Annotated in this window: 27 protein-coding genes, 1 tRNA gene and 1 pseudogene; 16 read left to right on the top strand and 13 right to left on the bottom strand. The window is 62.9% G+C overall.

Annotated features, from left to right (window positions below; genetic code table 11):
- The first annotated feature begins 69 nt into the window (after positions 1-69).
- From prfA to GHT07_RS10220, 4 genes are all read left to right on the top strand, one after another.
- Complete coding sequence (prfA, locus tag GHT07_RS10235) at positions 70-1,161, top strand: peptide chain release factor 1 (RefSeq protein WP_153584978.1); 1,092 nt, start codon at positions 70-72, stop codon at positions 1,159-1,161.
- Between the two features lie 22 nt (positions 1,162-1,183).
- Positions 1,184-2,011, top strand: a complete 828-nt coding sequence (gene prmC, locus GHT07_RS10230) for a peptide chain release factor N(5)-glutamine methyltransferase (protein WP_153585127.1) — start codon at positions 1,184-1,186, stop codon at positions 2,009-2,011.
- A 44-nt stretch (positions 2,012-2,055) separates the two neighbouring features.
- The gene (gene grxD, locus GHT07_RS10225) at positions 2,056-2,382 is read left to right on the top strand and encodes a Grx4 family monothiol glutaredoxin (RefSeq protein ID WP_153584977.1); all 327 of its coding nucleotides are present in this window, start codon (positions 2,056-2,058) and stop codon (positions 2,380-2,382) included.
- A 153-nt stretch (positions 2,383-2,535) separates the two neighbouring features.
- On the top strand, positions 2,536-3,534 hold the full coding sequence (locus GHT07_RS10220) for an AAA family ATPase (RefSeq protein ID WP_153585126.1): 999 nt from the start codon (positions 2,536-2,538) through the stop codon (positions 3,532-3,534).
- 10 nt (positions 3,535-3,544) lie between these two features.
- On the opposite strand, the gene GHT07_RS10215 is transcribed toward GHT07_RS10220, so the two are convergent.
- On the bottom strand, positions 3,545-4,177 hold the full coding sequence (locus GHT07_RS10215) for a lytic transglycosylase domain-containing protein (protein ID WP_153585125.1): 633 nt from the start codon (positions 4,175-4,177) through the stop codon (positions 3,545-3,547).
- 47 nt (positions 4,178-4,224) lie between these two features.
- Positions 4,225-5,970, bottom strand: a complete 1,746-nt coding sequence (locus GHT07_RS10210) for a proline--tRNA ligase (protein ID WP_153584976.1) — start codon at positions 5,968-5,970, stop codon at positions 4,225-4,227.
- A 122-nt stretch (positions 5,971-6,092) separates the two neighbouring features.
- On the opposite strand from GHT07_RS10210, the gene GHT07_RS10205 reads away from it, so the two are divergent.
- On the top strand, positions 6,093-6,749 hold the full coding sequence (locus GHT07_RS10205) for an RNA pyrophosphohydrolase (protein WP_153584975.1): 657 nt from the start codon (positions 6,093-6,095) through the stop codon (positions 6,747-6,749).
- Positions 6,739-7,263, top strand: a complete 525-nt coding sequence (locus GHT07_RS10200) for a CNP1-like family protein (protein WP_153584974.1) — start codon at positions 6,739-6,741, stop codon at positions 7,261-7,263. The genes GHT07_RS10205 and GHT07_RS10200 overlap by 11 nt, the downstream gene beginning before the upstream one ends.
- A 20-nt stretch (positions 7,264-7,283) precedes the next feature.
- On the opposite strand, the gene proB is transcribed toward GHT07_RS10200, so the two are convergent.
- The 4 genes from proB to rplU all read right to left on the bottom strand — a co-directional run bounded on the left by proB (position 7,284) and on the right by rplU (position 10,175).
- Positions 7,284-8,429: a glutamate 5-kinase gene (gene proB / locus GHT07_RS10195; RefSeq protein WP_153584973.1), complete on the bottom strand. Its 1,146-nt coding sequence runs from the start codon at positions 8,427-8,429 to the stop codon at positions 7,284-7,286.
- Complete coding sequence (gene cgtA / locus GHT07_RS10190; protein ID WP_153584972.1) at positions 8,426-9,493, bottom strand: Obg family GTPase CgtA; 1,068 nt, start codon at positions 9,491-9,493, stop codon at positions 8,426-8,428. The genes proB and cgtA overlap by 4 nt, the downstream gene beginning before the upstream one ends.
- 90 nt (positions 9,494-9,583) lie before the next feature.
- Positions 9,584-9,841 carry a 50S ribosomal protein L27 gene (gene rpmA, locus GHT07_RS10185; protein ID WP_153584971.1) on the bottom strand — a complete coding sequence of 86 codons (258 nt, stop codon included), beginning with the start codon at positions 9,839-9,841 and terminating at the stop codon, positions 9,584-9,586.
- 22 nt (positions 9,842-9,863) lie between these two features.
- The gene (gene rplU / locus GHT07_RS10180) at positions 9,864-10,175 is read right to left on the bottom strand and encodes a 50S ribosomal protein L21 (protein WP_028259151.1); all 312 of its coding nucleotides are present in this window, start codon (positions 10,173-10,175) and stop codon (positions 9,864-9,866) included.
- Positions 10,176-10,419: 244 nt separating this feature from the next.
- Here rplU and GHT07_RS10175 point away from each other — a divergent pair, with 244 nt between their 5' ends.
- On the top strand, positions 10,420-11,349 hold the full coding sequence (locus GHT07_RS10175; protein ID WP_194792903.1) for a polyprenyl synthetase family protein: 930 nt from the start codon (positions 10,420-10,422) through the stop codon (positions 11,347-11,349).
- 77 nt (positions 11,350-11,426) lie between these two features.
- Entirely contained in the window at positions 11,427-12,125 is a 699-nt protein-coding gene (locus tag GHT07_RS10170; protein WP_153584969.1) for a hypothetical protein, read from the top strand.
- Here the strand turns inward: GHT07_RS10170 and GHT07_RS10165 are convergent.
- Positions 12,095-12,877, bottom strand: a complete 783-nt coding sequence (locus GHT07_RS10165) for a PIG-L family deacetylase (RefSeq protein ID WP_323740891.1) — start codon at positions 12,875-12,877, stop codon at positions 12,095-12,097. The two genes, GHT07_RS10170 and GHT07_RS10165, sit on opposite strands and share 31 nt — an antisense overlap.
- A gap of 114 nt (positions 12,878-12,991) precedes the next feature.
- Between GHT07_RS10165 and GHT07_RS10160 the strand changes: the two genes are divergently transcribed.
- From GHT07_RS10160 to GHT07_RS10125, 8 genes are all read left to right on the top strand, one after another.
- Positions 12,992-13,068, top strand: a tRNA-Pro gene (locus GHT07_RS10160).
- Positions 13,069-13,212: 144 nt separating this feature from the next.
- The gene (locus tag GHT07_RS10155) at positions 13,213-14,937 is read left to right on the top strand and encodes an acetate--CoA ligase family protein (RefSeq protein ID WP_153584967.1); all 1,725 of its coding nucleotides are present in this window, start codon (positions 13,213-13,215) and stop codon (positions 14,935-14,937) included.
- A gap of 130 nt (positions 14,938-15,067) precedes the next feature.
- Complete coding sequence (gene pilB / locus GHT07_RS10150) at positions 15,068-16,801, top strand: type IV-A pilus assembly ATPase PilB (RefSeq protein WP_153584966.1); 1,734 nt, start codon at positions 15,068-15,070, stop codon at positions 16,799-16,801.
- An 18-nt stretch (positions 16,802-16,819) separates the two neighbouring features.
- The gene (locus GHT07_RS10145) at positions 16,820-18,037 is read left to right on the top strand and encodes a type II secretion system F family protein (RefSeq protein WP_153584965.1); all 1,218 of its coding nucleotides are present in this window, start codon (positions 16,820-16,822) and stop codon (positions 18,035-18,037) included.
- A gap of 4 nt (positions 18,038-18,041) precedes the next feature.
- The gene (locus GHT07_RS10140; RefSeq protein WP_153584964.1) at positions 18,042-19,001 is read left to right on the top strand and encodes a prepilin peptidase; all 960 of its coding nucleotides are present in this window, start codon (positions 18,042-18,044) and stop codon (positions 18,999-19,001) included.
- Between the two features lie 13 nt (positions 19,002-19,014).
- Complete coding sequence (gene coaE, locus GHT07_RS10135; protein WP_153585124.1) at positions 19,015-19,611, top strand: dephospho-CoA kinase; 597 nt, start codon at positions 19,015-19,017, stop codon at positions 19,609-19,611.
- Between the two features lie 31 nt (positions 19,612-19,642).
- Complete coding sequence (gene zapD, locus GHT07_RS10130) at positions 19,643-20,398, top strand: cell division protein ZapD (RefSeq protein ID WP_323740874.1); 756 nt, start codon at positions 19,643-19,645, stop codon at positions 20,396-20,398.
- 1 nt (position 20,399) lies between these two features.
- Entirely contained in the window at positions 20,400-20,612 is a 213-nt protein-coding gene (locus GHT07_RS10125) for a DNA gyrase inhibitor YacG (RefSeq protein ID WP_153584962.1), read from the top strand.
- 19 nt (positions 20,613-20,631) lie between these two features.
- On the opposite strand, the gene GHT07_RS10120 is transcribed toward GHT07_RS10125, so the two are convergent.
- The 6 genes and pseudogenes from GHT07_RS10120 to GHT07_RS10100 form a co-directional block, all read right to left on the bottom strand.
- Positions 20,632-21,111: an NUDIX domain-containing protein gene (locus GHT07_RS10120; RefSeq protein WP_153584961.1), complete on the bottom strand. Its 480-nt coding sequence runs from the start codon at positions 21,109-21,111 to the stop codon at positions 20,632-20,634.
- Positions 21,101-21,973: an ATP-binding protein gene (locus GHT07_RS10115; protein WP_153584960.1), complete on the bottom strand. Its 873-nt coding sequence runs from the start codon at positions 21,971-21,973 to the stop codon at positions 21,101-21,103. Before GHT07_RS10115 ends, GHT07_RS10120 begins: the two co-directional genes overlap by 11 nt.
- A gap of 18 nt (positions 21,974-21,991) precedes the next feature.
- Positions 21,992-23,218, bottom strand: a complete 1,227-nt coding sequence (gene argJ / locus GHT07_RS10110) for a bifunctional glutamate N-acetyltransferase/amino-acid acetyltransferase ArgJ (RefSeq protein ID WP_153584959.1) — start codon at positions 23,216-23,218, stop codon at positions 21,992-21,994.
- A gap of 47 nt (positions 23,219-23,265) precedes the next feature.
- Positions 23,266-23,703, bottom strand: a complete 438-nt coding sequence (locus GHT07_RS21460; RefSeq protein ID WP_228488289.1) for a rhodanese-like domain-containing protein — start codon at positions 23,701-23,703, stop codon at positions 23,266-23,268.
- Positions 23,704-23,877: 174 nt separating this feature from the next.
- Positions 23,878-24,378 (bottom strand): annotated as a pseudogene (locus GHT07_RS21455) (MBL fold metallo-hydrolase); the annotation flags it as partial.
- Between the two features lie 9 nt (positions 24,379-24,387).
- Positions 24,388-25,176 (bottom strand): fumarylacetoacetate hydrolase family protein, encoded by a 789-nt coding sequence (locus tag GHT07_RS10100; RefSeq protein WP_228488277.1) that lies wholly within the window; start codon positions 25,174-25,176, stop codon positions 24,388-24,390.
- Positions 25,177-25,252: the final 76 nt, after the last annotated feature.

Raw genomic sequence — 25,252 nt, 5'->3', positions numbered from 1 at the left:
CGGCGTTTTGCGTCGAAGCTGCAGCGCTCCCGCCTCGCTCGACGCTCAACACCCAACGCCCAACCCCAATTGAAACCCTTTCTTCGACAGCAACTCGAGCGCTATCCGGTCCGCCTGCAGGAGCTGGACTTTTTTCTGTCGCAACAAGATGTGGTGCAGGACATGGACCGCTTTCGCGCGCTCACGCGTGAGCATGCGGAAGTGACCGAAGTGGCCGGTGTCTTCGCGCAGTTCCTGCAGTGCGAGAGCGGCCTGGCTTCAGCGCGCGAGATGCTCGACGACCCCGAAATGGCCGAGATGGCCCGCGACGAAATCGCAGGGCTCGAAGCGCAGTTGCCGCTGCTGGAAGACACGCTGCAAAAGCTGCTGCTGCCCAAAGACCCCGACGACGTTCGCAATACCTTCCTCGAAATCCGGGCCGGCACGGGCGGCGATGAGTCGGCGCTGTTTGCCGGCGACCTGCTTCGCATGTACACGCGCTATGCAGAGCGCAGGGGCTGGCGCACCGAGATCGTGAGTGAGAGCCCGGGTGAGGTGGGCGGCTTCAAGGAAGTCGTGATCCGCATCGAAGGCGATGGCGTGTATGGCCGTCTGAAATTCGAATCGGGCGGCCATCGCGTGCAGCGTGTTCCCGCGACGGAAACACAAGGGCGCATCCATACCAGCGCCTGCACGGTGGCAGCGCTGCCGGAGCCTGATGAAGCGCAGGCCGTGCAGGTCAACCCGGCTGACCTTCGCATCGATACCTATCGCGCCAGTGGCGCGGGCGGCCAGCACATCAACAAGACGGATTCGGCGGTGCGCATCACACACATTCCAACGGGCATCGTGGCCGAATGCCAGGACGACCGGTCGCAGCACCGCAACAAGGCCAAGGCCATGCAGGTGCTGGTGGCGCGTCTGCACGAGAAGGAGCGCAGCGAGCGCGCGGCCAAGGAAGCCGCAACGCGCAAGGGCCTGATTGGCAGTGGCGACCGCAGCGACCGCATCCGCACGTACAACTTTCCGCAGGGGCGGCTGACGGATCACCGCATCAACCTCACGCTCTACAAACTCACCTTCGTGATGGAAGGCGACCTGGACGAAGTGATTGAAGCACTGCTGCTCGCGCGCAAGGCAGAACAGCTCGAAGAGCTGGAGCTGGGTGCCACAGCCAGGTAACACCATTCACGCCAGCGCACCCATGACCGTGACGCAGATGCTCGCAGCAGCAGCCGCTTCGGGGCTGGAGCGGCTCGACGCGCAGCTGCTGTTGTTGCACGCGCTCGGGCGCAATGAGGGCGATCGTGCCTGGCTGCTGGCACACGACGATGATGAAGTTGCGCCCGCAGCCGCGCGCGCCTTCCGTGCGCTTTGCGAACGGCGCGTGGCAGGCGAGCCCGTCGCCTATCTCGTGGGACACAAGGAATTCTTCGGGCTCGACTTGAAGGTTGATCCGCGTGTGCTGGTGCCGCGGCCCGACACTGAAGTGCTGGTTGAATGGGCGCTGGAACTGTTGCCGCCTGGGCGGCCGTCGCGAGTGATCGATCTGGGCACGGGCAGCGGCGCGATTGCACTGGCGATCAAACATGCGCGCCCTGCCGCGCATGTCGAGGCCACCGATGCAAGCGGCGATGCACTGGAAGTCGCACGGGCGAACGCGCTGGCGCATTCGCTCACTGTGACGTTGCGCCGCGCAAGCTGGCTCGATGGCGCATCGGGGCCGTATGACCTGGTCGTCAGCAATCCGCCTTACATCGCCCCGGGCGATCACCACCTGGCCGCGCTGGCGCACGAGCCGCTGTCGGCATTAGCGGCGGGCGAAGAGGGGTTGGCCGACTTGTCGCAGATCATTGCGCAGGCACCGCGGTGCCTCGCCCGCGGTGGCTGGCTGCTGCTCGAACACGGGTTCGACCAGGGCGCGGCCGTCAGGGCGCTTTTGTCGACGGCCGGGTTGGTGGAAGTCGCCACCCGCCGCGACCTGTCGGGTCATGAGCGGTGCTCCGGCGGAAAGTGGCTTGAACTGGGATAATCCAGCCCAACTTACCGGGCACTACGCCACCGCAGGAGAACCCCATGAGCGATACCCAGCAACGCATCGATGACCTCGTGAAGAACAGCGAAGTCGTGCTCTTCATGAAGGGCGACGCGAGCTTTCCCCAATGCGGCTTTTCCGGCCGCGCCATCCAGATCCTGAAGGCCTGCGGCGTCGATACGAAGGCGCTGAAGACGGTGAATGTGCTGGCTGACGACGAAGTGCGCCAGGGCATCAAGGAATACAGCAACTGGCCCACCATTCCGCAGCTCTACGTCAAGGGCGAATTCATCGGCGGCTCGGACATCATGATGGAGATGTACCAGAGCGGCGAATTGCAGCAGGTGCTCGGCACACCGCAGCAGTAACGCAGCAGCAAAAAATAGCACAGGCACATTGCTGCTGCCAAGTGCCTGTCGGCTGGTGCCGACATCCCCATGCGGTCATCGGTCGCCCTGATTGAGTTCTGGCACGTCTTGTGCTCGAATAAAAATCAAGGAGTGACCGCAATGGAAGTACGCATGGAGTCCCGCAGTCTTGTTCCACATTCCCCAGCCGCGTTCCGGTTGCCCATAGCCAACCTGCGAAACGTGTTTGCGCCGCAAGACGTCGAGCGCAAGCTGGCCAAGCTGCCGCAGCGCGACTACGAAAACCTGCGCTCCACTTATGAACGAATGCTTGAACGCGGGCCGGAACGCTTCCAGGTCAAGCCGCATGGCGTGCCCGAGATGGCAGACCTTTACGAGCAGCTGCCCAACTTCACCGATGCGCTCGATGACGTGAAGCGCCATGTTGCCCTCTCGCAGGATTCACGCGACGGGCTCGAAGTCACGCCCATGTTGCTTCTCGGGCCACCCGGCATCGGCAAGACGCACTTCGCACGCAAGCTCGCCGAGCTGCTGAGCACAGGCATGAGCCTCGTGCCCATGAGTTCGATGACGGCGGGCTGGCTGCTGTCGGGTGCTTCATCGCAATGGAAAGGCGCCAAGCCCGGCAAGGTTTTCGACGCGCTGATCGAGGGGCAATATGCCAACCCGGTGATCGTTGTCGATGAGATCGACAAGGCCAGCGCCGATGCACAGTACGACCCGCTTGGCTCGCTCTACAGCCTGCTCGAACATGACAGCGCCGGCTCATTCATCGATGAATTCGCCGAAGTGGCCATCGACGCGAGCCAGGTGATCTGGATCATGACGGCGAACGACGACCGCTCGATTCCCGAGCCCATCCTCAATCGCATGAACGTGTTCGAGATCGAAGCACCCGACTTCGACGCCGCACGGCGCATTGCGCGCAACATGTACCAGGGCATTCGCACAGAACATGGCTGGGGCGAGCGCTTCGAGGCAGAACCGCGCGACGACGTGCTCGATGCACTTGCCGCGATGCCGCCGCGCGATATGCGGCGCGCGCTGATGACGGGTTTTGGCAATGCGCGGCTGCAGGCGCGCGATGTCGTGATGCCTGATGACCTGCCGAAGGCTGGTTCGGCCAAGGGCAAGCTGGGCTTCGTGCAGTAACGGCTGCGGGCTAGTTGGGCCCGCCAGGCGACTTCTCGAGCGGCCTGGTGGGGTCGGCGGGCCGCTCGACGGGCGCCGAGTCGCGCCACTCCCAGTTCTTGCCCGCTGCGAAGACTGCATTGGGGTATTGCGGCTTGCCGCGGCTGCCGTTGTAGCGGCCAAGCGCCATGAACAGATCGCCGCGCTCGCGGTCGATGTAGTGGCGCAGGATGACGCATCCAAAGCGCAGGTTGGTCTGCATGTGGAACAGCTTGCTGGCATCGCCGTCGCCAATCAGGCGCGTCCAGAAAGGCATCACCTGCATGTAGCCGCGTGCGCCCACCGGGCTCACGGCGAATTTACGGAAGTTGCTCTCGACCTGGATCAGGCCGAGCACGAGCCCGGTGTCGAGGCCCGCGCGCCGGCTCTCGTACCAGACGGTCTGCAGGAATTCGCGGCGCTCTTGCCATTCCTTGGTTTTGCGGGCGAGCTGCCGGTTCATCGCACCAAGCCATCGCAGGTAGGCCAGGCGCGCATCCAGGTTCTTGAAATCGGGAATGGGCGGCGCGGAATTCGCAATGGCCGAGCTGAGCGCCGTGCGAACTGAATCGATCAAAGGCTCTTCGATCTGGCCGCCTGCCCATGCTCGCGAGGCGATGCCCATGGACGCCAGCACAGCCGGCGTTGCGACCAGGCACTGCCTGCGCGTAATCACGCCTGCAGTCGCGCCTTGACGAACCCGAACACTTCGGCGGCGGCGACTTTGGTGGCTGCCGCGTCGCGGCGATGCTGGTACTCGAGCTGGCCTTCCTTCAGGCCACGATCGGAGATCACGACGCGGTGCGGCACGCCGACGAGTTCCCAGTCGGCAAACATCGCACCCGGGCGCTCACCACGGTCATCGAGGATGACGTCGACGCCTGCGGCTTCGAGCTCGTCGTGCAGCTTTTGAGCCGCGGCTTTGACTTCGGCGCTGCGGTCCATGCCGATAGGGCACACGACGACGCCAAAGGGCGCAATCGCGTCAGGCCAGATGATGCCGCGCTCGTCGTGATTTTGCTCAATGGCAGCTGCAGGCAGGCGCGTGATGCCGATGCCGTAGCAACCCATTTCCATCAGCTGCGGCTTGCCGGTTTCGTCGAGGAACGTCGCCTGCATCGGCTTGCTGTACTTGGTGCCAAGGTAGAACACATGGCCCACTTCAATGCCACGCTCGATGGCGAGCGTGCCTTTGCCATCGGGCGAAGGATCGCCTTCAACCACGTTTCGCAGATCGGCAATGACATCAGGCTCGGGCAGGTCGCGGCCCCAGTTCACGCCTGTCATGTGGAAATCGGCTTCGTTCGCGCCGCAGATCCAGTCGCTCATCACGGCGACTTCACGGTCGGCGACGATCTTCACCGGCCGACTCGTGTTGATCGGGCCGAGGTAGCCAGGCTTGGTGCCGAAGTGATCGATGACTTCAGCCACGGTTGCAAAACGGAAGCCGACATCCAGGCCCGGCACCTTGCCGGCCTTGATTTCATTCATGTCGTGGTCGCCGCGAAGCAGCAGCAGCCACACCTGCGTCTTCACGATCTCGCCGCGCTCGTTGGTTTCATCAGTGGCGAGCACGAGTGACTTGACCGTGGACTGGAGAGGCACGTTCAGCAGCTGCGCAACATCAGCGCACGTACTCTTGCCGGGAGTGGCTGTCTTGGTCAGGGCCAGGGTTGCGGCCCCACGCGGCTTCGACGGGGCCAGCGCCTCGGCCTTTTCCATGTTGGCGGCGTAATCGCTGTTCGGGCAATAGACGATCGCGTCTTCGCCCGTCGCGGCGATCACCTGGAACTCTTCGGACAGGTCACCACCGATCGCGCCGCTGTCCGCAGCGACGGCGCGGTAGCGCAGGCCGAAGCGGTCAAAGATCGCGCGATATGCCTTCGCCATGACCTGGTAGCTGGCCTTGGCGGACGTCACATCACGGTCGAAGCTGTACGCATCTTTCATGATGAATTCGCGGCTGCGCATCACGCCGAAGCGGGGCCGGCGCTCATCGCGGAATTTCGTCTGGATGTGATACAGGTTTCGCGGCAGTTGCTTGTAGCTGCGCAGCTCCTGGCGGGCGATGTCAGTGACAACTTCCTCGCTGGTGGGCTGCACGATGAAATCGCGGTCGTGCCGGTCTTTGATGCGCAGCAGCTCGGGGCCCATGGACTGGTAGCGGCCAGTTTCCTGCCAGTATTCAGCAGGCTGGATGACGGGCATCAACAGCTCGACGGCGCCGGCGCGATTCATCTCTTCGCGCACGATGCCTTCAATCTTGCGCAACACCCTCAGGCCCATGGGCATCCAGGTGTAGATGCCGGCGCCGAGCTTTTTGATCATGCCCGCGCGCATCATGAGCTGATGGCTGGCGACTTCGGCGTCGGCGGGGGCTTCCTTCAGGGTAGAAACTAGAAACTGGGAAGCTTTCATTCGTCGTGAGTGTCGCGCGTTAATCGCGGCTTACCGCGCAAGACAAGGTAGTACCAAGCCCATAGCCTGCGCGTGTGGCGCCGTGCATAATGAACTCAGTTTAAAAAATTTGGGGTTTGATTATGCTTGACCGGGACGGCTTTCGGCCGAACGTCGGCATCATCCTGCTCAACCAGAAAAACCAGGTTTTTTGGGGCAAGAGGATACGCACCCACAGCTGGCAGTTTCCGCAAGGAGGCATCGACCGGGGCGAAACCCCGGAGCAGGCGATGTTCCGCGAACTGCACGAAGAAGTCGGGCTCGCGCCCGAGCATGTGCGTATCGTTGCCCGTACCCGCGACTGGTTGCGCTACGAGGTGCCTGACAGGTACATACGCCGCGACGCGCGCGGCCACTACAAGGGCCAGAAGCAGATCTGGTACCTGCTGCAGTTGATAGGCCACGACTGGGACCTCAACCTGCGCGCCACCAACCATCCGGAGTTCGATGCCTGGCGCTGGAACGACTATTGGGTGCCGCTCGATGTCGTCGTTGAATTCAAGCGTGGTGTGTACGAGATGGCGCTCACGGAGCTCGCCCGGTTCCTGCCGCGGCACGACCATCGCAATCGCTACCTGCGAAGCGGCATGCGAGTGCGCGACCAGGACCACGATGGCCCTGAGCACGCCATGGACCATATGCCGGGCGCGAGCTTCGAGCTGCCGCCCGGCGCGACTTTCGAGCCAGACCCCCAGGCCGCGTTGAATACGCAGGCCCACGAAGACAAGCATGCGCCCTAGTATTTCAAAAGTCCTTCTCTGCCTTTCACTCTCTGTTGTTTGCGCGTCCGTTCAGGCGCAACTCTTCGCCCCGACGATCGATCCCGACTGGCGTGAGGCCGCAGCGCCCCCGCCGCCACCTATCAGGACTGAGGGCTTGGTCGCGCTGGAAATGCCAGGCTCCCAGCTTCGATTTGGCGTCGATCCGGCATCCATACAGATCGGCAAAGACGGCGTCGTCAATTACGTGGTGGTCGCGTCCAGCAGCTCCGGCGCCGTCAACGGCATGTACGAAGGCGTGCGCTGCGCAACGGGTGAGATGAAACTCTACGCACGCAACCTGCCGGGCTCGGGGTGGGTGCCCGCCAAGGAGGCAGAGTGGAGGCCGCTGCACTCGCAGGGCATGTCGCGTCACAGCCTGCTTATTGCGCGCAACGGGGCTTGCGTTGGCCAGGCGCCGAACCAGTCGCCGTCACAAATCGCTCGCGACTTGCAGGGCAATCCGGAATATCGCTTTCGCCCGGAAATTCGCTAATCCGCTTTTTGGCGGGCAACCTAGCGAGTGACGACCAGGTTGGTGCGGTGGATCATTTCCGGCTCGGCGACGTAGCCCAGCAGCTTCTCGATGTCGCCGGAAGGCTTGCGGCAAAGCAGGCGCGCTTCGGCGCTGGCGTAGTTGGCAAGCCCGCGCGCCACTTCCACGCCTGACGGATCGCGCACGGCGATCACGTCACCGCGCGAGAAATCACCTTCGACCTGCATCATGCCGATCGGCAGCAGGCTCTTGCCCTCGGCGCGCACCTTGGCGGCGGCGCCTTCGTCCACCACCACGGCCCCACGCATCTGCAGGTGATCGGCCATCCACTGCTTGCGGGCCTGACTCTTTTGCGTCGGTGCGACAAGCAGCGTGCCGATTGCTTCGCCGCCAACCAGCCGCAACAGACAGTCGCGCTCCCTGCCCCACGCAATCACTGTCGATGCGCCCGAACCTGCCGCACGCTTGGCCGCGAGGATTTTGGTGATCATGCCGCCACTGCCGATGTTCGAGCCGGCACCGCCCGCCATCGCTTCGAGCGCAGGATCGCCGGCGCGGGCTTCGCTGATAAAGGTTGCCGCAGGGTCCTTGCGGGGGTCGGCGCTGTAGAGGCCCTTCTGGTCGGTGAGGATGACCAGTGCGTCGGCCTCGACCAGGTTGGCGACAAGTGCACCAAGCGTGTCGTTGTCACCAAACTTGATTTCGTCGTTGACGACCGTGTCGTTCTCGTTGATGACCGGCACCACGCCGAGCCGCAGCAACGTGATGAGCGTGGATCGCGCGTTGAGATACCGCTCACGGTCTGCCAGATCCGCATGCGTGAGCAGCACCTGGGCGGAGCCCATGCCGTTTTCACGAAGTTTGGTTTCGTACATCTGCGCCAGGCCCATCTGCCCGACTGCCGCAGCGGCCTGCAGTTCATTGACTTCATGCGGACGGACTTTCCAGCCCAGGCGCTTCATGCCTTCAGCAATCGCGCCGCTGGACACCATGATCACCTCGCGGCCGTCCTTCGCGAGCAGGGCCAGCTGGCGACACCACTCGCCGATCGCCTGTTCGTCGAGGCCGCGACCCTCGTTGGTGACAAGACTCGATCCAACCTTGACAACAATGCGTCGCGCCTCAGGCAAGACGCCTGACGACGCCTTGCCGCTGGCGTCAATCATTCGGCTGCCTCGCCAGAAAACCGCGGGTCAACATACACCGGTGGCTGCTCGGCCACCTGCAGTGACTTGATGTGGCGATAGACATCGCGGATCAACTGCTCGCAGCCTTCACGCGTCAACGCGGAAATCTCGAATACAGGCCCCTTGTGCTTGAAGCGCTTGACGAAGTCTTTCACGCGCGCGGCCCGCTCGTCGTCAGGAACCATGTCGAGCTTGTTCAACACAAGCCAGCGCGGCTTTTCGTAAAGACCGGCGTCGTACTTCTTCAGCTCGAGGACGATGGCCTTGGCTTGCGCGACCGGATCGACGCCATCAAAGGGCGCAAGGTCCACGATGTGCAGCAGAAGGCGCGTGCGTTGCAGGTGGCGCAGGAACTGGTGGCCCAGGCCCGCGCCTTCGGATGCGCCTTCGATCAGGCCCGGCAGATCGGCCACGACGAAGCTTTGTTCAGGCCCAACGCGCACAACACCCAGATTGGGGTGCAGCGTGGTGAAGGGGTAATCTGCAATGCGGGGCTTCGCATTGGAAATCGCGGTGATGAGCGTGGACTTGCCTGCATTGGGCATGCCAAGCAGGCCGACGTCGGCAAGCACCTTGAGTTCGAGCTTCAGGCTCTTTTTCTCGCCGGGCCAGCCGGGTGTCTTTTGCCGGGGTGCACGATTGATGGCACTCTTGAAGCGCATGTTGCCGAAGCCGCCATCGCCGCCTTTGGCGATCGTGATGACTTCGCCGGGCGTGAGCAACTCATAGAGGACTTCACCAGTTTCTGCGTCGGTAATGATCGTGCCGACTGGCATCTTCAAAGTGATGTCGTCACCGGCCGCGCCGAACATGTCGGAGCCCATTCCATGCTCGCCGCGCTTGGCGTCGTGGCGCCTGGCATAGCGAAAGTCGACCAGCGTGTTGAGGTTGGGATCTGCCACGGCGAACACGTGACCGCCTCGTCCACCATCGCCGCCGTTCGGCCCGCCGAACTCCTTGTATTTCTCATGGCGGAAGGACACGCAGCCGTTGCCGCCATCGCCTGCAGCGATGTCGATGAAGGCTTCGTCGACGAATTTCATGGAAGGGCCAGTATAAAAAACAAAGCCCCGACGTTGGTCGGGGCTTCGCGAAATCAGGAACGGCGCCTGGGCGCCGCGCGAAGTAACGGCTCAGGCCGGAACAACGCTGACGGTTTGCTTGCTCAGCGAACCTTTGACCTTGAACGCCACATGGCCATCGACCAGGGCGAAAAGGGTGTGGTCCTTGCCCAAACCGACATTCGTGCCAGGGTGGAACTTGGTGCCACGCTGGCGCACGATGATGGAACCAGCGCTGATGAGTTCACCGCCGAAAGCCTTCACGCCAAGCATCTTGGGCTGGGAATCCCGCCCGTTTCGCGTAGAGCCGCCGCCTTTTTTCTGTGCCATTTCTTAGCTCCTGAACCGGCTTTTAACCGGCAATTGCGCCGATTTGCAGTTCAGTGAACTGCTGGCGGTGGCCTTGGCGCTTCTGGTAGTGCTTGCGACGGCGCATCTTGAAGATGCGAACCTTGTCGTGCTTGCCGTGAGACAGCACGGTGACTGTGACAGTAGCGCCGGACACCAGGGGCGTGCCAACCTTGATTTCGCTGCCGTTGCCGACGGCGAGAACCTGATCGATCACGATTTCCTGGCCTACGTCCGCAGCAATCTGTTCTACTTTAATTTTTTCGCCGGAAGCAACGCGATACTGCTTGCCACCGGTTTTTATGACCGCGTACATGATGACCTCTGAAATTGAGACGAAACGCTTGCAATGCTTTTCAGCACGCTCGCGCTTCTTTTCATACCCACCGGACGGATTTCCGGTGAGCCCGCGATTATAGCTTGGTTTGTGACCACTCACAATCACCGCAGCGCGACGTGATCAGGCCGGTTTCTATAATCGCCAGAACCCTTTACTTTCCTTGCCCTTGACCGCTCCTTCCGCCAGTTCGGGCTCCGTGCTCTCCCTCATCGCCGCCGACATGGACCAGGTCGATGCCGTGATCGCCCGTCGGCTCCAGTCGGCCGTGCCGCTGGTCGGCGAAGTATCGCGTTACATCATCAGCGCGGGTGGCAAGCGCCTGCGGCCCGCGCTGCTGTTGATGGTGTGCGGCTCCCTTGGCTACAAGGGCGACCAACGCTTCAACCTGGCCGCAGTGGTCGAGTTCATCCACACCGCAACGCTCCTGCACGACGACGTGGTCGACGAATCGACTCTGCGGCGCGGACGCGCGACTGCCAATGAAAGCTTCGGCAACCCGGCGAGTGTGCTGGTCGGCGACTTCCTGTATTCGCGCGCATTCCAGATGATGCTGGATGCGGGCGACATGCGCATCATGGAAATCCTGGCCGATGCGACCAACGTCATCGCCGAAGGCGAAGTGCTGCAGCTGATGAACATGCACGACGCCTCGCTGGACGAAGAGGCGTACCTGCTGGTCATCCGGTCCAAAACCGCCAAATTGTTTGAGGCCAGCGCCCGGCTGGGCGCCGTTCTGGCGGGCGCAGATTCCCGCGTGGAACAAGCGTGCGCCACATTCGGCCAGGCGTTAGGCACAGCCTTCCAGGTCATCGACGACATGCTCGACTATGACGGCGACGCCAGCGAGATGGGCAAGAACCTCGGTGACGACTTGCGCGAAGGCAAGGCGACACTGCCGCTGATTGCTGCGATGCAGCGCGGCTCCAGCGAACAGCGCGAGTTGATCCGCCACGCCATCGAAACCGGGGGCTTGACCGATCTCGACAACATTGTTGCCATCGTTCGCGCAACCGGCGCGCTTGAAGCGACACGCCAAGCTGCGGCGGCTGAAGCACAACGGGCCATGGACGCGGCCCGGTGCCTGCCCGTCAACGCCTACAGCGCCGGCCTGCTTGATCTGGCGGGCCAATTGCTCCAGCGGCGCAACTGACCGGTTGCCGCCAGCACGCGGGCATGCGTTCGTCCGACCTTCGAATACCCGCTCAGCTGCTGCCCAGGATCGGCGGAATGGCGACCATGCCGAGCCGCATCGACACGCTGCGTGTCGCGTTGCCGGGCATCCTTGCCCAAGTCGACCGCCTCTATCTGTATCTCGACAAGCAGGTCAAGATTCCGCAGGAGCTCGCCTCCATTCCAAAGCTCGTTTGCATACTGCCAACGTCGGGCGAAAGAGTGCTGGGCACGTCGGGCAAGTTCCTGGCCCTCAAAGCCTATCGCGAACCATGCCTTTTCTTCACGTTCGACGATGACATCCTGTATGCGCAGGACTACGTGAAAGTGCTGTCGGCTGCGCTACGGCGGCACCACTACAGGGCCATTGTCGGGCTGCACGGCGCCATCTACCGGCAACCCTTGGCGTCGTATGTCCGCGACCGGGAGGTCATCCACTTTCGCAAGGCACTCGGATTCGATTCGCACGTCGATGAGCTGGGCACAGGCGTCCTCGCCTTCCATTCGAGCCTGGTCGACATCGACCTGGCGCGTTGGGCCCACCCCAACATGGCAGACCTTCACCTCATGCTCGACGCCGTGCGGCAGGAGATTCCGCGCATCTGCGTGCGCCGCAGGCAGGAACAGGCGACGCCGCTCGAGCAGCACCAGCCAGATTCGCTCTTCATGCAATCGCTGCGCGATGACAGTGTGGAGACCGCCCTGCTCCGGGACGCGTTTCGCCACTACCCCGGCAGGTGGTGCATGTCGTCCTGAAGCACCCACACCGCCTCGTGGGGCATGGCCGGTGGCGCCACCGCCGGAGAGTAGGCTTCGATGGAATCGATTCGGGCAGTCAGCTGCGACGGATAGAGCCGCACCAGCTCCATCTTCGACAGCTGCGCAGCTTCGTCGGCCAGCGCAATCACGCGACGCGCGAGCGAGCGGTCACCAGCGAGCTCCTTCAGGCGAGTCACACCGCTGGCTCTCACATCGGCTTTTGACGCGTAGTGCAGGTCTTCGTAGAAAGCAATCCGGTACAGCGGACTCAACCGGTCGATGTTGTCCATCACGACCGTCGTGACAGCCAGGTGGTCTACATGGCCGCCAATACCCGCCGGGCAGAACAACCAAGGGCGAGGATGGGTCACGCGGCCAATGGTAGGGGCGAGAATCGCCCTCATCACGACCTCTGCTATTTGCCGCGCAACCTCACCCGCTGGCGCAGCGTCAAACGGCGGTTGCCCGCGTGCGAACGCATCAGGAAACGACAGCCACTGGGGAACAAGTCCGCATCGTTGCGCGAAGGATGCATCTTCAGCGATGCGAATTCGGGTCGTCGCGCGGATGTCGTCGGCGACAAGTTGCCTGCGGCCCGCCTGGTAAGCGGTGACGGTGAACACCGTGCACAACATGCCAGCTCCGCGCGAGTGCGCTAGCTGACCGATCGAAAAGCAGACGTCGTCCGAATGCGGGGCCAGGTAAAAGTCCAGCGCAGCGGCACCGTCCGGCCCAAATTCCTCGGTCACCGCGTCCAAGTTCCAATTTCCCCCGAATTTTGATAAGCGCGATTTGCTACAATTAAAGGCTGAACTGCTGCTTCGTTGCGATCTTGTCCAAGATGGCGACGCTGACACGCAGAACGGGGTGTAGCTTAGCCTGGTAGAGCGCTACGTTCGGGACGTAGAGGCCGGAGGTTCGAATCCTCTCACCCCGACCAGTTTCCACAAGTGTGCAAACAGGTTGTGCGAACAGATACGCGAGCCGTATGCCTTCACCCCCCTCCAGTTCGTACGGGTTGCATCTGACCGCGAGTTGGCGTCCCCTACAAGGTGCAGGTTTCGCGGTCACGCAGTCAGGCCTTGTGGCGCGCATCAGCACCACCATCCCCCAACAACTTGATTTCAGCGCAATCGACCAACTTTTCGGCACGCTGCTTGAGTCGCCAGGCACCGTTTCGGTCCCCGCATCTGACCCACGCCTAGGGTTGATCGAGCGCATCGTTCTTTGGCACCTTTGTGTCCAGCGCCAGCAAAAGATCCCCGTCTTCGGCCCCTACTACATTGCCGCCATCGATGCCGACCAGGCGGCGTTCGATGTCGCAGTGCCTTCCTTTGAACCGGAAGCAACCACGCTGGCGTTTCGCTGGATGCGCGAGGCGGTCAACAGCCTGATCGGCACGCCGTCCCCGTCTGCCAGTTCTATCGCACGTGTGCGAGCCGATTTTGAGTCACTGCTTGGGCGCCTGCAAAAGCATGCGCTCGTGGGTGTCAACAACTTCCACTTGATGGCTGCCGCCCATGCCTGCGGTATTCCCAGCCTGCGCATCAGCCGTGACACGTTCTGTTTCGGTCAGGGGCATCGTGCACGCTGGTTCAACAGCACCATCACTGACCGCACCCCGTCCATGGGCGTCAAGATGTCCAAGAGCAAGACCATGACGGCGCACGTGCTTGCGCTGCACGGTCTGCCCGTACCGGTTCACGAGCTCGCAAAGGATGAGGGCGAAGCACTCCAGGTTGCCGCGCGGCTTGGCTGGCCCGTGGTGGTCAAGCCAGACGACCACGACCAGGGCCGCGGCGTAGAGGCAGGGCTCAGGGACGAGGCCGGCGTGCGACGGGCCTTCGCCAGCGCGAGCGCGCTCTCCAGCCGGGTGCTCGTCGAGAAGCATCACTTTGGCGAAGACTACCGCCTGACAGTGCTTCACGATCGCGTCGTGAAGATCCTGCATCGGCGCGCCGGCGGCGTCACCGGCGACGGCAGGCAGAGCGTCGCCCAGCTCATCGCCGCTTCGCAGATGACCGAACGCGCGGTGCGCATCAGGCGACAGTCGGGGCGCGAGCTTCTGGCACTCGACAGTGAAGCCAACGGGCTGCTACAGGAACAGGGGCTCGCTGCGCATGACATTCCTGCGCAGGGCGCTTTCGTTGTGCTGCGACGACGCAACAACATCTCGGCAGGCGGCATCCAGACGCTTGTTCCCGTCGAAGATGCACATCCCGACAACCTGGCGCTCGCCGTGCGAGCGACACGCGCGATTCGCCTCGATATTTCCGGCGTCGACCTGCTCATAGCTGATATCCGACGCTCGTGGCTGGAGACCGGCGCCTGCATCATCGAGATGAATTCGCAGCCGCAGGTCGGCATCCAGAACGCGCCGCACGTGTACGAGGAAATCATCCGCGCCGCGGTACCTGGGGACGGCCGCATCCCGGTGCATCTGGTCCTGTGCGCAACACAGGCGGATGAACCGTCTGACAAGTCAATTCTTGAGCGGGCGGCGGCACTGGGCTGCAACGGCGTGGCCACCAGGCGGGGCCTGTGGGTAAGCGGTCAACAGGTCGCAGCGGCTTTCACCAACCCACTCGACGCGGGCCGCGCCTTGCTGCTCGACGACCGCGTGACGAGCGCCTTGTGCGTGATGACCGCGCGCGATGCAGTGGTGTGCGGCCTGCCATCGGATCAGATTGAATCGCTCACGATGGCGGGTCCGCAGGACGCGCCCGTGGTGCGCGCCGCGCTGGTCATGGCGGCGCCGCACGTCAAACGTCCTACCTTTGGTAACACGATGGCACCAATGCCGACGTGACATTGTTCCAACTCCCGCAGGCGGGCAACAGCTGAGAAGATTTACAGGGCTGGGCCAATGAGCGATGATCAGACAGCGTAGTGCGCCCCGTGCTGGCGCGGACTGTTTCTAAAGAGTATTCGTCATTCCAATGGCAGCCGTCGATCCTGTAGCCGCAGAACCTCAAGCAATGGCATTGCCAGGGCTCGCACGCGCCCTGATTTCCGCTGGCAAGCTGGGCCAGAAATCCGCCGAAGACATCTCGCGCAAGGCGCAGACCAACCGGGTGAGCTTCATCCAGGAGCTCACAGGCTCGGGTGCCGTCTCCGCCTCGGACCTGGCCCACACCATGTCCGCCGCATTTGGCGCACCGCTGCTCGACCTTGACGCGATCGACCTGACCCGGCTGCCCAAGAACCTGCTCGACAACAAGGTCTGCCAGCAGTTCCGCGTGATCGTGCTGTCCAAGCGCAGCAACCGCCTGATCGTCGCCACGGCCGACCCGTCTGATTCACAAGCCGCCGAGCGCATCAAGTTCTCCACCCAGATGGGTGTGGACTGGATCATTGCCGAATACGACAAGCTCACCAAGATGGTGGAGCAGAACACCACCAGCGCCACCGAGGCGATGGACAGCATCATCGGTGACGACTTCGAGTTCGACGAGTCCACCATGGAGGCGGGCGACGAAGACAAAGAGGTCGCCGCCTCTGAAGTCGAAGACGCGCCAGTCGTCAAGTTCCTGCACAAGATGCTGCTCGACGCTTTCAGCATGCGCGCATCGGACCTGCACTTCGAGCCGTACGAGCACAACTACCGCGTGCGCTTTCGCATTGACGGCGAGCTGCGCGAGATCGCCTCGCCACCCATTGCCATCAAGGACAAGCTCGCCTCGCGCATCAAGGTGATCTCGCGGATGGACATCTCCGAGAAGCGCGTGCCGCAAGACGGCAAGATGAAGCTGAAGGTCGGCCCCGATCGCGTGATCGACTTCCGCGTCAGCACATTGCCCACGCTCTTTGGCGAAAAGATCGTGATCCGTATCCTGGATCCGTCCAGCGCGCGCCTGGGCATTGAAGCGCTGGGCTACGAGCCCGACGAGAAAAAGCGCCTGCTCGATGCAGTGGCCAGGCCGTACGGCATGGTGCTGGTCACTGGGCCGACCGGTTCAGGCAAGACGGTGTCGCTCTACACCTGCCTGAACATCCTGAACAAGCCTGGCGTGAACATCTCGACGGCCGAAGACCCGTCGGAAATCAACATGCCAGGCATCAACCAGGTCAACGTGAACGACAAGGCGGGCCTGACATTCGCGGCGGCACTCAAATCGTTCCTGCGTCAGGATCCGGACGTGATCATGGTCGGCGAAATCCGCGACCTTGAAACCGCCGACATCGCGATCAAAGCCGCGCAAACGGGCCACATGGTGCTGTCCACCCTGCACACCAACGACGCACCCACCACGCTGACGCGCATGCGCAACATGGGCATCGCGCCGTTCAACATCGCGTCGAGCGTGATCCTGATCACGGCCCAGCGGCTGGCGCGGCGCCTGTGCCCGAGCTGCAAGGCGCCAGCCGATATCCCGCACGAGACACTGATCGACGCCGGCTTCACAGAAGAAGAAGTCGATGGCTCCTGGACGCCCTACCGGCCCGTCGGCTGCACGATGTGCAACAACGGCTACAAGGGCCGCGTCGGCATCTACCAGGTCATGCCGATCAGCGATGAAATCCAGCGCATCATTCTGGCCGACGGCAGCGCCATGGACATCGCGGCGCAGGCGCAGGCAGAAGGCGTTCGCTCGCTGCGCCAATCGGGTCTGCACAAGGTGAAGCTCGGTGTGACCTCGCTCGAAGAGGTGCTGGGCTGCACCAATGTATAAAGTCTAAGGAGCAAGCGCATGGCAACGGCCGCAGTCAGCAAGGTCACCGAGTTCGTCTTCGAATGGGAAGGGCGTGACCGCAATGGCAAGCAGGTCCGCGGCGAGACACGCGCGGCAGGTGAAAACCAGGTGCAGGCCGCGCTCAGGCGCCAGGGCATCACGCCCAACAAGGTCAAGAAGCGCCGCATGCGCTCGGGCGCGTCGATCAAGCCCAAGGACATCGCGATTTTCACGCGCCAGCTGGCCACCATGATGAAAGCCGGTGTGCCGCTGCTGCAGGCCTTCGACATCGTCGGCCGCGGCAACGCCAATGCCAGCGTCACCAAGCTGCTGAACGACATCCGCACTGACGTCGAGACAGGCACGTCACTCTCCGCAGCGTTCCGCAAATATCCGCTTTACTTCGATAGCCTGTATTGCAACCTCGTCGAAGCAGGCGAAGCCGCCGGTATTCTTGAAGCGCTGCTCGACCGCCTGGCGATTTACATGGAAAAGACCGAGGCGATCAAGTCCAAGATCAAGTCGGCGCTGATGTACCCGATCTCCGTGGTCGTGGTGGCGTTCGTCGTGGTCGCGGTGATCATGATCTTCGTGATCCCGGCCTTCAAGGAAGTGTTCTCGTCCTTCGGTGCCGACCTGCCCGCGCCGACGCTGTTCGTGATTGCGCTGAGCGAGATTTTCGTCAAGTGGTGGTGGCTGATCTTCGGCGGCATCGGCGGCGGCCTCTACTTCTTCATGCAGGCGTGGAAGCGCAGCGAGAAGGTGCAGATGTTCATGGACCGGCTTATGCTCAAGGTGCCCGTCTTCGGCAACCTCGTCTACAAGTCGGTCATCGCGCGCTGGACGCGCACGCTGGCAACCATGTTTGCCGCGGGCGTGCCACTCGTGGAAGCACTTGACTCCGTGGGCGGCGCGTCCGGCAATTCCGTCTACGCCATGGCCACGGAAAAAATCCAGACCGAGGTGTCCACCGGCACCAGCCTGACGGTGGCCATGACCAACGCCAATGTGTTCCCGACCATGGTGCTGCAGATGTGCGCCATCGGCGAAGAATCCGGCTCGATCGACCACATGCTGGGCAAGGCAGCCGACTTCTATGAAGCCGAGGTGGACGACATGGTGGCTGGCCTCTCAAGCCTGATGGAGCCAATCATCATCGTGTTCCTGGGCACGCTCATTGGCGGCATCGTCGTGTCGATGTACCTGCCGATCTTCAAGCTGGGCCAGGTCGTCTGAAGAAATGATCGTTTCCCCATTGGTGGACGCTGCACTGGCGGGCGTCATAGGCCTACTCGTGGGCAGCTTCCTCAATGTCGTCATCTACCGGCTGCCGATGATGATGTACCGCGACTGGCTCGATAACTACCTTGACGAGCTCGTCCCGGCCGACGGCATCCCGGGTCTGTGGCGGCTCGTGTTCGGGCCCGCGTCCACCCAGCCCAAACCGCTCGCAGATGCCGCAACCGCTGCCCTTGCAGACGTGCGCGCCCTGCCCGCCTTGACGCTGTCGAAGCCCCGCTCACGCTGCCCGCATTGCGGCGCACCTATCCACTGGTACCAGAACATTCCCGTCATCAGCTGGCTGGCGCTGCGCGGCAAATGCGCGTCGTGCAGCGCTAGGATCAGCGTGCGCTATCCCATCGTCGAACTGGTCACGGCCGGCTTCTTCGCGTTTTGCGTGGCGCGCTTTGGCGTCTCACTGGCGGCTGCTTTCTGGATAGCCTTCTGCTGCATCCTCATCTGCCAGTTCCTCATCGACGTCGACACGATGATGCTGCCCGACGCATTGAACTATCCGCTGCTCTGGCTGGGCCTGATTGCTGCGGCATTGAAGCTCACACCCGTCACCCTCGTATCGGCCGTCTGGGGCGCCGTGTTCGGCTACCTGGCCTTGTGGATCGTGTTCCACGCTTACCGGCTGCTCACGGGCAAGGAAGGCTTTGGCTATGGCGACTTCAAGCTGCTCGCGGCGCTAGGCGCCTGGTTCGGCGGCGAGTACCTGATCGCGATCATCCTGCTGTCGTCCATCGTGGGCTCTATCGTGGGTGTCGGCCTAGTGCTGGCCGGCCGTATCGCCAACTTGCAGGTGAAGATTTCGTACGGCCCGTTCCTTGCCGCCACGGGCCTCGTCGCCATGATCCTCGGGCCGCAGGGCTTTCACGAGTACTTCGCGTTCGCCTTCCCCTTTGACAAGTATTGAAGAGGCAGCCGGCATGCGTATCGGCCTGACGGGCGGCATCGGCAGCGGCAAGAGCACCGTGCTCCAGCTGCTCGCCGCGCGCGGTGCAGCGGCGATTGATGCAGACGCCATCTCGCGCGCGACAACGGCCAGCGGCGGCGCGGCCATCGAGGCGATCCGCCAGCAGTTTGGCGCCAGCTTCATCACGGCCGAAGGGGCACTCGATCGCGCCCTCATGCGCGATCACGCCTACGCCAATCCGCAGGCGCGAAGGCAGCTCGAAGCGATCATTCACCCGCTGGTCGGGCAGGAAAGTGCGCGCCAGGTGCAGGCTGCGTTGGCCCGCGGCGCGCGCTGCATCGTCTTTGACATTCCGCTACTGGTGGAATCGGGCCGGTGGCGCTCCCAGGTCGATCGCGTGCTGGTGGTGGATTGTTCGCCGCAATCCCAAGTCGACCGCGTCATGACGCGCAGCGGCCTGAAAGCCGACGAAGTTCGCGCCATCATGGCCGCCCAAGCCACTCGCGCCGCGCGCCTGGCGGCTGCGGACATCGTCATCTGCAACGACGGCATCTCGCTGGCTGAACTGGGTGACATCGTGGAACAGGCCGCGCGCCGCTTGGGGCTATGATTGGGCGCTTTGTGGTGAAGGCCCTCGCCGCGTGATCCTCTACGAATACCCCTTCAACGAACGCATCCGCACTTACCTGCGGCTTGAGCACCTGTTCCGCCGGCTCAGCGAGCTGGTGCCGCGTTCGCACCCCATCGATCACCACTACGCGCTCGCCACCATTTTCGAAGTGATGGACGTGGCAGCCCGCGCCGACCTCAAGTCCGACGTGATGAAGGACTTGGACAAGCAAAAGCAGATCCTCAATGCGTATCGCGGCAACCCGGCCATCTCGGAAGACGTGCTCGACGAAATCACGGGCAAGCTCGACCGCTACTTCAACGCCCTGAACACCACCCCCGGCAAGGCAGGCCTGTCGCTCACCGAGAACGACTGGCTGATGAGCATTCGCAGCCGCGTCGGCATTCCCGGCGGCACCTGCGAATTCGACCTGCCTTCCTACTACGCCTGGCAGCATCGCGACGCCGCTGACCGCCAGAGCGACCTTGAAAACTGGGCCGCACCGCTGGGCACGCTGGCCGAATCGATTCACCTGCTGCTGAAGCTGCTGCGCGACTCCGGCACGCCGCAAAAAGTCGTCGCCGCGCATGGCCAGCTGCAGCAGAACCTGCCGCAGGGCCGCACCTTCCAGCTGCTTCGCCTGCGCCTGGACCCGGCCATGGGCCTCGTGCCGGAAATCAGCGGCAACCGCCTCATGGTCTCCGTGCGCCTGATGAAGCAGGAAGCGCCCGATCGCCTCGCCGTCAGCACCGACGACGCGCAATTCGAACTCACGCTTTGCTCCTGAGATGTCGGCGAGCGAACCTGTCGTGAAGCCGCGCATCGTGAGATGCCCCGCCTGCGGAGGCGACAGCATCTACGCGTCCACCAACCCGTTCCGGCCGTTCTGCAGCGATCGTTGCAAGAGCATGGATTTCGGCGCCTGGGCCAGCGAGAACTTCCGCGTGCCAGACCCCACACCGCCCGACGACCTGCCGTTTGGCGACCCGAAGGTGCACTAGGCGGCTGCGCGCGCGGGCCTCAGGTCGCGGGCTCGTGCGTGGCACCTTCAAAGCTGCGCTCCTGCGCGAACCACGCCAGCACCGGCACCGTTCCCGGCAACACCGGCTTCACACGCACCGGCAATGTCTCCCACGAGAAGCTCTGGCCTTCGTGCATGTGCAGCTCGCCGCTCCACTCGTAGACCTTGCAGAAGTTCAGCCGCACGAGCGCATGCGGATAGTCGACCAGCTCGACGCGCCACGGATGCACCGCGCCGATGGTCACGCCGATCTCTTCGATCAGCTCGCGCCGCAGCGCCTGCTCAATCGACTCGCCCGCCTCGACCTTGCCGCCCGGGAATTCCCAATAGCCCTCGTACACCTTGCCGGCTGGCCGTGACGTGAGCAGGAAGGCTCCGTCTGCGCGCAGCAGCACACCGACTGCGACTTCGACTTGCTTGCGGTTGGGGCCGCCCTCGCGTGGCCGGTCGCCGTGGGCAACAAGAATCTCAGTTGCCATGCCGTCCGGCGTAGTCGCGAGCGAATTGGTAGGCCACGCGACCGCTGCGCGAGCCGCGCTCCAGCGCCCACACCAGCGCCTCGGGCCGCGCCGCATCGATGGCTTCACGCTTCACGCCAAACGACGACAACCACTGCGCCGTGATCGTCAGGTACTCATCCTGCGTGAACGGATAAAAACTCACCCACAAACCAAACCGCTCTGACAACGAAATCTTTTCCTCCACCACCTCACCCGGATGCACCTCGCCATCCTCAGTGTGCGTGTACGTGAGGTTTTCCTTCATGTACTCGGGCAACAAGTGCCGCCGGTTGCTGGTCGCGTAGATCAGCACATTTGGCGTTGCCGCCGCAACCGAGCCATCAAGAATCGACTTCAGCGCCTTGTAGCCCGGCTCGCCATCTTCAAAGCTCAGGTCGTCGCAGTACACGATGAACTTTTCCGGCTCGCCCGAGACGACATCGACGATATCGGGCAAGTCCACCAGGTCGGCCTTGTCGACCTCGATCAAACGCAAGCCCTGCGCTGCGTATTCGTTCAGGCACGCCTTGATCAGTGACGACTTGCCCGTGCCGCGCGCGCCCGTGAGCAGCACGTTGTTGGCCGGCAGGCCATTGACGAACTGCAAGGTATTGCGTTGGATCTTCTCTTTTTGCGGCTCAATCTCCTTCAGGTCCGCCAACGAGATCGACGCGATGTGCCGCACAGGTTCGAGCGCGCCGTGCCCCGACGAGCGTTTGCGGTAGCGCCATGCAACGGCTTGCGACCAGTCCGGCGCCGTGAGGGGCTGCGGAAGAATCGCCTCGATGCGCTCGAGCAGTTGCGCGGCCCGCTCGATCAGGTGTTCGAACTTTTCGTTCATGATGTTCTTTTGAACCGCTCAGGAACGGTAATCGGCGTTGATCGTCACGTACTCGTGGCTGAAGTCGCACGTCCATACCGTGTCGCTCGCGTCGCCACGGCCCAGGCCGACACGAACCGTGATCTCGCTTTGCTTCATCACGCGCTGGCCGTCTTCTTCGCGGTAAGCGGGGTTGCGCCCGCCCTTCACGGCAACATGCACGTCGTCCAGATGCAGGTCGATCTTTGTCTGGTCGAGATCGGTGATGCCGGCATAGCCCACCGCGGCCAGGATGCGACCCAGGTTCGGGTCACTGGCGAAGAACGCCGTTTTCACGAGTGGCGAATGCGCGATTGCATACGCAACCAGCCGGCACTCCTGCTGCGTCTTGCCACCATCCACCTGCACGGTGATGAACTTGGTCGCACCTTCACCATCGCGCACGATCGCCTGCGCGAGCTGGCGCGCAACGCCGAGCATGGCTTGCTTCAACGCCTTGCCAGCATCGCTGTCGAGGGAAGTGACGGGCGCATTCGCCGCCTTGTTCGTCGCAATCACGACGAATGAATCGTTCGTGGACGTATCGCCATCGACCGTCACGCGGTTGAACGAGCCTTCTGCCAGCTCGAACGCAAGTTGATGCATCACCGCCTGGTCCACCTTCGCGTCCGTCGCCATGAAGCCCAGCATCGTCGCCATGTTCGGCCGGATCATGCCCGCGCCCTTGCTGATGCCCGTGACAGTGATCGTCGCGCCACCCACCGTCGCCTGCGCGCTGAACGCCTTGGCGATCGTGTCTGTGGTCATGATGCCTTCGGCGGCGCGCAGCCAGTTGTCGGCCTTCGCATCGGCAATCGCAGCGTCGAGGCCTGCCGTGATGCGATCGACAGGCAGCGGCTCCATGATCACGCCGGTCGAGAAAGGCAGCACCTGTTCGGCAGACAGCGAGAGCTTTTGCGCCAGCGCATCGCACGTCGCACGCGCGCGTGCCAGGCCTTCTTCGCCCGTGCCGGCATTGGCGTTGCCGGTATTGATCACCATCGCGCGAATGCCGCCCTTGGCGAGATGCTCGCGGCACACCTGCACAGGCGCGGCGCAAAAGCGGTTCTGCGTGAACACGCCGGCCACCGACGAGCCTTCATCGATCAGGACCACGGTCAAGTCCTTGCGATTGGCTTTGCGCACACCGGCTTCGGTGACGCCGATCTTCAGGCCCGCAACGGGACGCAGGTCGCGCGCTTGCGGCGCGTTCAGGTTCACTGGCATGTCTTGCTTGCTCTTGGAAAAAAATTTGAATCGAGAGGAATGGCTTGTCAGCCCTGGCGCCACGGCAAGCCACGCAGGCGCCAGCCGCCGCGCTTGCCGCGTTGCCCATTGTCGTCGGGGTCGCCCTCGAAGCCTTCGAGGATGTTGTAGGCCTCGATGCCCAGTTCGGTCGCGCGCCGCGCAGCCGCGATGGATCGCACGCCGCTGCGGCACAGCAGCACGGCCTTCTTGCCGGGCGGCACAGCGGCCTTGATGCCTTCATCAAAGCTCGCGTTCATCGCCATGCCCGGCCATTGCTTCCACGCGAGCGCCACGGCACCGGGCACAAAGCCGACCCACTCGCGCTCGGCGTCGCTGCGCACATCGACCAGTACGGCATCACCTGCCTGCCACCAGTCATACGCCAGATGAGCCGATACATCGCCTGCATAGCCAACCGCGGGCTTGGGCTGCGCGGCTGGGCCGCCACCTGCATCCTGCCGCAGGCCTGAACTCAGGTTTGCGGGAACCGCTTCGTCAATGCGTCGCGGCTTGGGCAGATTCAGCTCGTCCATGATTGCCTTGAACTCGGCCAGTGTCTTGCCTGCAATGCGCGGGTTGCCCTGCTTCTGCGCGCCGATGGTCGTGTTGCTGCGGCCGTGGTAGTCATGCCCCGGCCACACCACCGTGTCGTCGGGCAGGGCAAACAGCACCTCGTTCAGGCTGCGATAAAGCGCTGTGGCACTGCCCGACTGGAAATCCGTGCGGCCGCAGCCGTCGATCAACAGCGTGTCGCCTGTAAATACATTGCCGTCCCATACATAGCTCATGCTGCCCGCGGTGTGCCCAGGCGTGTGCAAGGCTCGCAGTTCCTGGCTGCCAAAGCGCAGCACGTCGCCGTGCTTGAGCTGCACCGCCACCGTGCCGATGTTGCAACCGTCGGGTGCCGCTGTCTTGGCGCCCGCATGCTCGGCAAGCAAGCCCGCGCTGGTGATGTGATCGGCATGGGCATGCGTCTCAACAGTCCATAGGAGTTTCAGGCCGTTGTCGCGCAACACGTCAAGGTCGCGCTGCAGCTGCTCATCGACGGGATCGATGATCAGCGCCTCGCGCGTTGCCGGGTCAACCAGGATGTAGGTGTAAGTGCTCGACGCGGCGTCGAACAGCTGGATGGGAGTCATCCCATGTTTCTACACGATCTTGACGCTCAGGTTCGGCAGGCCATCGATATGCATTTCGATCACATCGCCGCGCACGACCGGCCCGACGTTTTCCGGCGTGCCCGAATAGATGATGTCGCCGGGGAACAGCTCGTTGGCCTCCGACAGCTTGCTGATCTGCTCCGCAACCGACCAGATCATCTGGCTCAGGTTGGCGTTCTGCTTGACCTGCCCATTGACCTTCAACCAGATGGCACCCTTGGCGAAGTGCCCGATCTGTGCCACCTTGTGCACCGGGCCGATCGGTGCAGACCGGTCGAAGCTCTTGCCAATTTCCCACGGCTTCTTCTCGTCGCCCATCGCGCGCTGCAAATCGCGGCGCGTCATGTCCAGGCCCAGCGTGTAGCCCCACACATGTTCAAGCGCAGTGGCCACGGGAATGTTGCGCCCGCCCTTGCCGATCATCGCGACCAGCTCGGCTTCGTAGTGATAGTTTTTCGTCAGCGACGGATACGGATGGTCCGCCACGGTGCCGGGCGCAACATATTGAATCGCGTCGGTGGGTTTCTGGAAGAAGAACGGCGGCTCACGATCCGGGTTGGAGCCCATCTCAATGGAGTGCGCGCGATAGTTGCGGCCGATGCAGTAGATGCGGCGCACGGGGAACACTTCGTCAGATCCCACGACCGGAATCGTGATGGCGGGCACGGCAAACGGCGTGCGACCTGCCGCTTGCGCCTGGCCCGGGGCTGCGCATCCGCCCAGCGCCGCTGCTGAAGCTGCGGCCACGGTCCCTTCAAAAAATTTTCGTCTCTGCATGGCTGTCTCCATCGGTTGTTATGAGCACACTTGATGAGTGAAGATAGCTTGCTAACGATTCGAAATCAATCGCTGC

Source organism: Caenimonas koreensis DSM 17982 (genome assembly GCF_009646335.1).
GTDB lineage: Bacteria > Pseudomonadota > Gammaproteobacteria > Burkholderiales > Burkholderiaceae_C > Ramlibacter > Ramlibacter koreensis.
This window is presented reverse-complemented; position numbering and strand designations above follow the sequence as displayed.